This is a genomic window from Chloroflexota bacterium, assembly GCA_013152435.1.
Classification (GTDB): domain Bacteria; phylum Chloroflexota; class Anaerolineae; order DUEN01; family DUEN01; genus DUEN01.
The window spans coordinates 1-8772 of record JAADGJ010000057.1 but is presented as its reverse complement, the minus strand read 5'-3'; the positions used below and the strand labels follow the sequence as shown (position 1 = coordinate 8772).

The window sequence follows — 8772 nt, the reverse complement described above, 5'->3', positions numbered from 1 at the left end:
GAAGCCCCTCCGCACCTCCCCTTCCAGGTGCGACTGCTCTTGGAGGGGAAAAATGGCAAGTGAGGGCCTCATCCGTGCTGTTAAGTTGATGCGCATGGGGCCGGGTCACCCGGCCCTGCTCTTGCCGAAATATGGGAGAGGGACATGACCCGGGTTCTGGAAGATCGAGGGCGCTGGCTCCTGGCTCGTGGCTACGCCGGCTTCGTCATCACCAGCGATGAGGAGATGGTTCGTGTAGGGAAAGATCCGGCCTATAAGACGCAGGCGTTTCAGCGCTCCTTTGTGGATGTGTGCGAGCACGCCGTGCGCGTGGGTATCCCACGGGTGGGCGTGTCCTATGATTACTTCTTCGGCGGCATGGAGCGACGCATCTATCCCACCGATCCGGAGTGCGTCCACACCTACAAACGGCTATACGACGTCGCCACCTCGTACGGCCTCGACTTTGAGGCCAGCATCCTGTCTCCGCTTGACCTGGGCATCCCGTGGCGGCGAAGTGGCCGCGAGCCCGGGCGTTGGTTTCAGTTTCAGGAGGCCGCCTTTGCGCCGGACGGCAGCTATCGGGTGGCGCTGCCGTTGCAGGTGACCTGGTTTCACAACAAGGGGCCGTGTCGTCTGTCGGTCGATCACGTCCGCGTCTACGCCTTTCGCGAGGAGCGGCTGGGGGACTCGGCCTACTACTTTGTGGACCCGACTGCCATTCAAGATGTGAGCGACACGGCCGCTTATACCATCACGGACCCGGGCACGTACAACGTCACCGGCGATCTGACCCCCGATCGAGGGTATCACGTGGGGGAGATCGTGGTGCATGGTCGTGCCCCCGGACTGGGAGGTCACCATCTGCTGGCGGTCGTCGTTTACCGGGTGGACGAGATGGACTACTTCGCCCTGGACGCGTTGGACTTTCTCAAGCACGTGGTCGATCTGCACGCGGGCGCCGGTATCCGCTACGGCGGCTTCTACTCCGATGAGATGCACATCCAGTGGGATTGGCACCTGAATGCGCACATCGGCCACGATGAGATCCACGCTCGCTACCTGACCGATGGGCTTGCCCGCCGGTACGCCGCGCTGTACGGGGCCGAGTTCCGGGACTTCGCACGCTACCTGGTGTATTTCGCCTATCACCAGCACGACTTCATGGAAGGGCCGGAAGCCACACTGCCCAGCCAGCACGTGCTGGCTCCGGACGAGGCCGGTATCGCCCGGACCGTCTGGCTGCGTCGCAATTACTACCACCTGCTCAACGACCACGTGGTGGACCTCTTCACGCAGGCTCGAGACTATGCCGCCGAGCGCTTCGGCCGCCCCATGTTTACCCAGGCCCATGCCACCTGGCAGGAGTCTCCCACGTGCGATTGGTTTGCACCCGACTATGCCTTCGGCCAGCAACTGCCCGAGGGGGCCAGTCGCTACGACTACACGCCGCTGTACGTCTGGTCGTCTTCGCAACATGAGGCGGCCGCCACGGGCTATGATGTCTTTCGTTGGGGGGATTTCCTCACCGGCATGGGGAATGACTACCCGGAGGGAGGCAACACGGATCGCAACCACTATGGCAAGGCCATGGCCGCCTCCTTTGCCGCGTTGGACGATTACGGGCTCTCCTATTGTGGCTTCTGGGGCTCCCCCCGGCCGGTGATGCGTCGGATGCGCAACGGGGTGGCCGCTTATGGCGTGACCCGTTCACCCGCCAACTGGGTGCAGGAGTATCGCGCTCGCGTCACCCCGGTGCTGGTGCTCTATCCATTAGACCTCTTCTACGTGGAGGAGCGGTTCGGGAGCTGGATGGTGCAGTACGGCTACGCCGATTACATCACCCAGCAGAAGTTGTTGGAGCGCGCCGCGGTGGAGGATGGGACGCTGGTCGTGCGGAGCAGGGATGGCGAGCGGCGCTACACCCATCTGGTGGCCCTGTTCGAGCCGTTGCTGCGCCCCGAGACGCAGATGATGCTGCGACAGTTCGTGGAGGGCGGCGGCACGCTGGTCTGGTCCGGGCCGCCCGCTACCGTAGATGAGGGTTCCGGGCGGCTGTTGGATGCGTCCTGGGACGGGTGGATCGGGGCGCAGGGGAGCCTGTTCGGCGGCCGTCCGGCTCCGGGCGGGACCATACATTTCGGCGGGCCATTGGCGGGCGTGGCCCCCATGACCATCGATACCGACCTGCGGCCGGACTGGGTTTATCTGCTGGAACCGCTGGCTGGCGAGCCATGCGCGTGGCTGGAAGAAGGAGATGGCAAGGTAACGGTTGTAGGTGTCTGGCGACGTGTCGGCCGGGGGCAGGTGGTCACCCTGGGCTTCCGACCACGGGACGATCAATCCGGCTCCACCGGCCGTGACTGGCGCACGCTGTTCGAGATCCTGCAGGCGCTGGGGGCCTACCCGGGCGATGACCATCCGGAGGCGCTGTCTCGCACGGGCGACTATTTGATCTGCCGCTCGCCCAATGGTGCCATCTCCATCGCCCGCCAATATGCTGAGCTGGCCGAGTGCTGGTCGGGCGAGTTCTTCCGCGATGAGGAGGCGGACGCCCGACTCAATCTGAAGCTGCCTCCAGTGACGATCGATCTGGATGATGTCCTCATCGCGGGGCACCGCATCACCTATCACGGCCGGGACCTGCTCAGCTATCGGCTGGATGAGGCGGGGCGGCTGCTGGCGTGCTTCGCCGCGGGCGCGACGGGGATCACGGTGGATGGCGAAGCCTATCAGTGGAGCCAGCATCCCATCGAGTTGCTGTTCGCCCTGGTCAGCCCGGAGCGACTGGCGCCGGGCGTGGCGAGGGCGTGCGTGATCGTGGTTAGGCCGGACACGGGCGGCGAGGATGGTCCTCTGTATGAATGGCTCGATCTGGAAGCGGAGGGCGCGATGGGGGGAGATCCCATCCATGTGCGCCTGCCGGTGGATACCCGTGGCTGGCATGCAGTGCATTTGGGGGCCCTCGATCTGTTCAGCGGACGTGTGGACGAGACGCGAGCCCTGGAGCCCGCCGCCTGTCTCGATCTGACAGTCGCTCCGTCCCAGATGGGGCGGTGGTTCATCCTGTACGAGCCGGGAGGATGATCCGTGTCCGATGTCCCCTGGTCCAGCCGGGACCGGGTGAGGGCGGCGCTCCGCCGGGAACGCCCGGATCGGGCGCCGTTCAACTTCTGGATGGACCGCCGGCTGATGGCCCGATATGCGGCCCGGTACGGCGAGCACTTCCGCATCACGCACTTCGGGGCGGATGTCCTGGAGAGCTTCCCCGGCTGGACATGGCCGGCCGGCCCCACCGTCGAGCGGGACGGCACCGCCTGGCATGTAGCCCCGCTGGTGGACTCCCTGGCCGAGGTTCCCGACCTGCCGCTTCCCGATCCCACCGATGACGCCGTCTACGACCCCATCCGGGCGGATCGGGCGCGCTTTCCGGACGTGGCGATCTTCGTGGATGTGGTGGGGCCGCTCACGATCCTGCACGGGATGCGGCTGTACCGGAACCTGTTCCTGGACGTATACGATAGCCCGGAGGTGCTGGAGCGGATCATACGGCGCTGGGCGGGGATCTACGCGGCGCTGGTGGAGCGGCTGGTGCGCCTGGACGTGGATGCCATCTACCTGATGGACGACATCGCCGGCCGGGATGGGCTGCTGCTGTCGCTGGGGCACATCCGTCAGATCGTGTTCGCCTGCTTCGCCGAGCCCATCGCCATCGCCCACGCGGCGGGCCTGCCCGTGCTCTTCCACTCGGACGGCGACCTGACCGCGGCGTTGGATGCCCTCGTCGAGCTGGGCTTCGACGCCGTCAATCCGCTGGAGCCGCAGCTCAATGATCTGTGCGCCTTCCTGGAGCGATACGGGGATCGGCTGGCCGTCTACGGTGGGTTGGACACGTATGGCGTCATCCCCAACGGCACGCCCGCCGACGTGCGACGCCATGTGTTGGAGACGTTTGAGATCCTCGGCCGGTCGGGCGGGCTCATCCTCTCCACGCACGATATCCCCATCCACACGCCCGAGGCCAACGTCCAGGCGATGGTGGACACGATCCGTTGCGAGTGCGTTTACTGATTCGGAGGGAGACATGCCCGCGTCCGGCTTCTATCTGCCTGAGGATTCCGGCTATACGATCCTGGATAGCCTGCACGATTCGGTGCGCTTCGCCCGTCATTGCCTGGTGCCGTATCGTGGTCACCTGCTCCACCTTCGTGGACCCCGAGGGGACGCCCATGACCTGGCACGACTTCGGCGTGCTGGAGGGGCCGGGCTGGGCGGCGAACGCCGTAGGCGGCGCTATGGAGCTGTACCAGTACGGCCGCGTGATGGGGCAGCCCGCTGTGTGCCGGGAGGCGCTGGCGCTGCTGGATCACGTTCTGGAGGATGGATTCATCGACTGGGACACCGGCTTCATCGTCGGTTATCGTCATATCCCCGGCGGCCGGCTGTGTCTGAACTACAAGTCGGGCGACGACTGGTTCTGTGCAGGTTCCACGGCTCGCATTGCCGATCAGCTGCTACGCTTCAGCTGGATGCTGGGGGACGATCGGCGCGTGCCGCGTATGCGGGCGGCCGCGCTGGGATATGCCCGTTGGCTGGACGAGCATCTGGAGATGGCGGACAACGGCTGGTTTCCCCGTCGCTCCCGGCCGGACGGCTCCGCATACCCCTGGACCCCTGAGGGGGAGGACGACCCCTTCTTCGCCGCCAGCGCCGATGGGCTGTTCATCCTGGATCTGTGGGCCGGGCTCACCGAGGCGGGGCTGGCCGATTACCGCGCTGCCCTGCGAGCTCAGGCCGATCGGTTCGTCGCCTCCGATGGCTTCTTCGGCTCCATCAACCACGACACCTACGATCCTCATGAGTGCGTGGCGTATGCCGTCGCCTTTCGCACGTTCCGCCGGTTGGGGGTGCTGTTGAACGACTCGGGGCTCACGGCCTTCGCGTACGATGTGGCCCTGAAGGGGTTACGCCAGTTCGAAATGCGGGAGGACCGCAACGGCGTGGCGACGCGAGGGCTGCTGTGGATGGAGCGCTCGTGGGACACGGCCTACCTGTGGGAGAACGCCGAGGCGGCCCAGGCGTACCTGGAGGCATATGCGGATACCGGCCGGCGGCGGTTTCTGCGCAAGGGGCTGACGATCCTGCGGGCCATTGCCCGGCATCATCATGGCCCGTACGGCTTCCTGACGGAGGGGGTGGACTGGAACAACCACGTGGGAGCGCAGCACCACTTCGGTGGGGCGACCTACGGCGACATCCGCTACACCGAGCCGCTCCTCAACAACCTGCACATCGCGGAGCCGACGCTGTACTATCTGACGCGGCTCTGCCTGGACGCGGTGTGAGGGGGAGGCCCAGAGGGGCTCTGCCCCTCCGGAAAAAGCCCTTCTTTTGCCCTCGACCTGCCTGGCCTCAGCCTGAGTCCTGCGGAAAGAGGGCCGAGAGAGGCAGGTACAGGCCGGAAAAGCCGGGATTTCCGTGGAGGGGAGGACCCCTCCACACCTCCCCCTGTGGAGCTGGTCGTTGAAGGAGACCCCTCAGAACATCTTGCCGGTAATTTTCAGAACGCGAGGACGCCCCCGCCATCCCGGTTCCCATCGCTGACTTTGAAAGAGCCTTGCGCGGAGGTGCCTTCGGTCGCCTTGCGGGTCAATGATCGGGTACGCTCTGGGGTTGGGGCGGATGGAATCTGCCTCCGATAACTCAGGAGACAGAATCCTCGCCGCTTCGCTACGCCTCCCCTTGCGGTTCACGGCCGGCGAATATCGCGGCCAGCAACAGGCCGAACGCCAGTGCCCGGACGAGGGAGCTTATGAGCGTTCTAACCATCAGCATTTGCCCCAGTCTCCCGGGCTCCAGACCCAGGCCGGGCCCCCTGTAGGCGAAGTAGGCGCCCATGGAGGCCTGTCCGATCAAGGCCAGTATCAGGAGCGCCATCGCGATCAAGGTGAGCGCGCACGGGCGTGGGTACCGACGCCAAAATGCCAGGGAGAGGATGATCCCCACGACGTACACGAACAGGACGGGAAGTTCCCCTATGAGGTGTGACAGGAGTGGAATGAAAAATTCTCTCATCAGAAACTCCGTTGATATTGGATGGCTCTCGGCTCACTCGCGCCGCGTAGCGGCGTCTCAGATAGGTGTGCTCGTTGTTGCTCAGAAACCCTCCCGCTTGATGGTGAGGGGGAGGTATAGCCTATTCAACCAATAGTCGGGTTTGCTTTCTCTCGTTTCCAGGGCCCAGTTTCGCAGCTCGTCGGCGATTTCGCGCCTCACCTCTGGGTGCCGGACGGTTGTCGTATGCACAAAGGTGTACAGGGTGTTGTAGATGTGGTTTCCTTCGGCGGTGACGGGGATGGAGCGATACACCGGTCGCTCGCTCTGGGCGGCAAAACGCGTCAGCGCATCGTAGAGCGCCAGGGTACCACTAAAGGTCCGGTTGCTGTCGGGAAACAATTGAGGGTCGCCGAATTCCACTTTGTGGTGGGTCCAGCGGCAGGGCCACAAAGGGTCCTGCGGACCGTCTACTTTGACATGGGCGGCAAAGGGATAGCCCTCGCTGTCTGCGGCGGCGATACACTCTTTGTGTGACCAGTTGTCGCCCAGGGAGTGCAGGTAGATGCCAAAGGCTGGTAGGCTGCCGGCCTGGATGCTGCCGGTATCTATGGTGGCGGTCTCGGTGACGAAGCAGGGGGTGGTTTCGTAGATGTTATAGGCGGGGTCTTGCCACTCAAAGGCTACCGTGCTGCTGTAGCCAAAGATGACCTGACCCACCAGGGTATCGGTCAGGCCCAAAGCCCAAGCCTCGATGGCTCCTAGCTCGCTAGGGCGGTTGTGGGGCATGTGGAAAAAGACGCCATAGGGGCCAAAGCGATCGGTGAAGCATTCGAGACAACTCATCTGGTCGGTGGAGCCCATGGACACGTCCGGCCCAGTGGTTGCCGGTGAGGGACAGATGGTGCTGGTGATGACGCTGGTGATGGGCGGCGGGACGGGATAGTTATTCGGGTCTGCGTCAAAGGTGTACACCGGGTTCACGGTCGGCAGGTTGCCCGCATCCGTGCCCTCGGAATAGGCCTGGATAGTGGCTGCATCGGTGATGGAGAAACCGGCTGCAATGGCTAAAGCGCCGACGAGGTCAAAGTGTATGCTGCTGACGGTCGGGGAGACCGTCTCGCGCTGGTCGAGGGGGCTGTAATCCAGGGGATCGAAGTACGAGATTTCTTCCTCAGACCACGCGGATGGGAGGAAGCGCAACAATCCGTACGCTGCAAGCAGTGGAACGAGCACGGAAAAAACGAGCATTATCCATCTTCGCCGATTTCTCCTCACCGGTCCAGGCCTCCTTTTTGCCCTTGCCTGCTCATGGGGAGTCTCCCTCATGAGTGTTGCCGGGGCGGGGGCGATTCATGAATCGCCTCATAAAATGGTCTCCCATGGGCTCATCAACACTAGACAGGGAGACTACCTGCTCATGGGTCATCGGTTATCGGCCAGGAAATCCAGCACGATCTTGTTGAACTCCTCTGGCTTCTCCCACATAGCAAAGTGTCCCGTGCCAGGGATAAGGACCAATTCTGCCGTCGGGATCAGGGCGGCCATTTCCTTTGTATGCTCGGTGTAAATGGCCTCGTCGTTATCGCCGTCGAGGATCAACATTGGGACGGTGATGCTGCCCAACTGCTCTGGGGTGAAATTGGGCTCGGAGGCCCACATTTGGCTGATGTTCTCCAGAAATGCGTCCCACCGCGTTGGATCAGGCGAGAGCCTCTGATAGTCCTTCGCTGCCTTCTCGATGTAATTGTTGAACTTCTCGTTCTCACCGACGTCAGCGCGCACGCCGGATAGATTGTAGTTGGCGCCATAGGCGATCACTTTGTTCAGGCGGTCCGGGTGATGGATGGCCAGATAGAGTCCGATGATGCCGCCATCACTCCAACCCAGGATATGCGCTTTCTCGATGCCCAGGTAGTCCATGAGCGCAAGGACATCGGAGGCCATAAGCGCGTAGCTGATCGGCTGTTCCGAGACGGTGGAGCGGCCATGGCCGCGACTGTCCACGGCGATCACCTTGTATTGCTTGGAGAGGACGGGAATCTGGTTTTCCCAGTAGTCGGCGTTGCCCAGCCCGCCATGCAGGAGGATAAGCGGTGGACCATCGCCGTGGATTTCGTAATACATCTGTATATCATTGACCGGTGCCATGCCAGTGGTTGTGGTCTGTGTGGGCGTTGCGGTCGGCAGTGGGGCGACCTGACAGGCCGTCAGGCTGACAACCATGATGAGGACGGACAAGACTAAGAATGCGCGTGAATAGACCATCGGAGTTCCTCCTTTGCTGTGGGTTGGTTCTATGCATGGTGACAATCTCTCGAAAAGAGCCTGACCGCTTTTCGCCCACCTCTTATCCCATCGTCATGCACGTTTCCCACCAACGCCATCATACTGCCGGGGCCCTCGCCCGGGGCGGACGGGAGGTGCAGTGAACGTCTTGTTTAACGCTTCGGTTCAGCGGTAGCGATACGCCGTCCGCTGAAACCGGTTGCTCGTCGGCCATTTACCACCAGGCGATGTCGAAGCGGTCGAGGTTCATCACTTTGTCCCAGGCCGCCACGAAATCCCGCACGAACTTTTCCTGGTTGTCGTCCTGGGCGTAGAATTCCGCCTGGGCGCGCAGTTGTGAGTTGGAGCCGAAGACCAGGTCCACTCGGGTGGCAGTCCATTTGCGCTCCCCCGTTTTGCGGTCGAATCCTTCAAAGAGCTGCGCATCCCCCGAGGTCGGTTTCCACTCGG

At 63.1% G+C, this 8772-nt stretch carries 7 protein-coding genes; 3 read left to right on the top strand and 4 right to left on the bottom strand.

Annotated features, from left to right (window positions below):
* Positions 1–144: 144 nt before the first annotated feature.
* The 3 genes from GXP39_07040 to GXP39_07030 all read left to right on the top strand — a co-directional run bounded on the left by GXP39_07040 (position 145) and on the right by GXP39_07030 (position 5324).
* Positions 145–3066 carry a hypothetical protein gene (locus tag GXP39_07040; protein ID NOZ27792.1) on the top strand — a complete coding sequence of 974 codons (2922 nt, stop codon included), beginning with the start codon at positions 145–147 and terminating at the stop codon, positions 3064–3066.
* Between the two features lie 3 nt (positions 3067–3069).
* A complete protein-coding gene (locus GXP39_07035; protein ID NOZ27791.1) occupies positions 3070–4050 on the top strand; it encodes a hypothetical protein in 981 nt (326 codons plus the stop codon).
* A 116-nt stretch (positions 4051–4166) separates the two neighbouring features.
* Positions 4167–5324, top strand: coding sequence for a hypothetical protein (locus GXP39_07030; protein NOZ27790.1), 1158 nt, complete (start codon positions 4167–4169; stop codon positions 5322–5324).
* A gap of 385 nt (positions 5325–5709) precedes the next feature.
* On the opposite strand, the gene GXP39_07025 is transcribed toward GXP39_07030, so the two are convergent.
* From GXP39_07025 to GXP39_07010, 4 genes are all read right to left on the bottom strand, one after another.
* Positions 5710–6054, bottom strand: coding sequence for a hypothetical protein (locus GXP39_07025; GenBank protein NOZ27789.1), 345 nt, complete (start codon positions 6052–6054; stop codon positions 5710–5712).
* Positions 6055–6135: 81 nt separating this feature from the next.
* A complete protein-coding gene (locus GXP39_07020) occupies positions 6136–7284 on the bottom strand; it encodes a hypothetical protein (GenBank protein NOZ27788.1) in 1149 nt (382 codons plus the stop codon).
* A 174-nt stretch (positions 7285–7458) separates the two neighbouring features.
* Complete coding sequence (locus tag GXP39_07015; protein NOZ27787.1) at positions 7459–8301, bottom strand: alpha/beta fold hydrolase; 843 nt, start codon at positions 8299–8301, stop codon at positions 7459–7461.
* A 235-nt stretch (positions 8302–8536) separates the two neighbouring features.
* The coding region (locus GXP39_07010; GenBank protein ID NOZ27786.1) for a catalase-peroxidase at positions 8537–8772 on the bottom strand (236 nt) is incomplete at its 5' end.

Excerpts from the sequence above, each read along its gene's own strand:
- GXP39_07025 (NOZ27789.1), bottom strand. The coding sequence starts at position 6,054 with ATGAGAGAATTTTTCATTCCACTCCTGTCACACCTCATAGGGGAACTT.
- GXP39_07040 (NOZ27792.1), top strand. The coding sequence starts at position 145 with ATGACCCGGGTTCTGGAAGATCGAGGGCGCTGGCTCCTGGCTCGTGGC.
- GXP39_07015 (NOZ27787.1), bottom strand. The coding sequence starts at position 8,301 with ATGGTCTATTCACGCGCATTCTTAGTCTTGTCCGTCCTCATCATGGTT.
- GXP39_07020 (NOZ27788.1), bottom strand. The coding sequence starts at position 7,284 with ATGCTCGTTTTTTCCGTGCTCGTTCCACTGCTTGCAGCGTACGGATTG.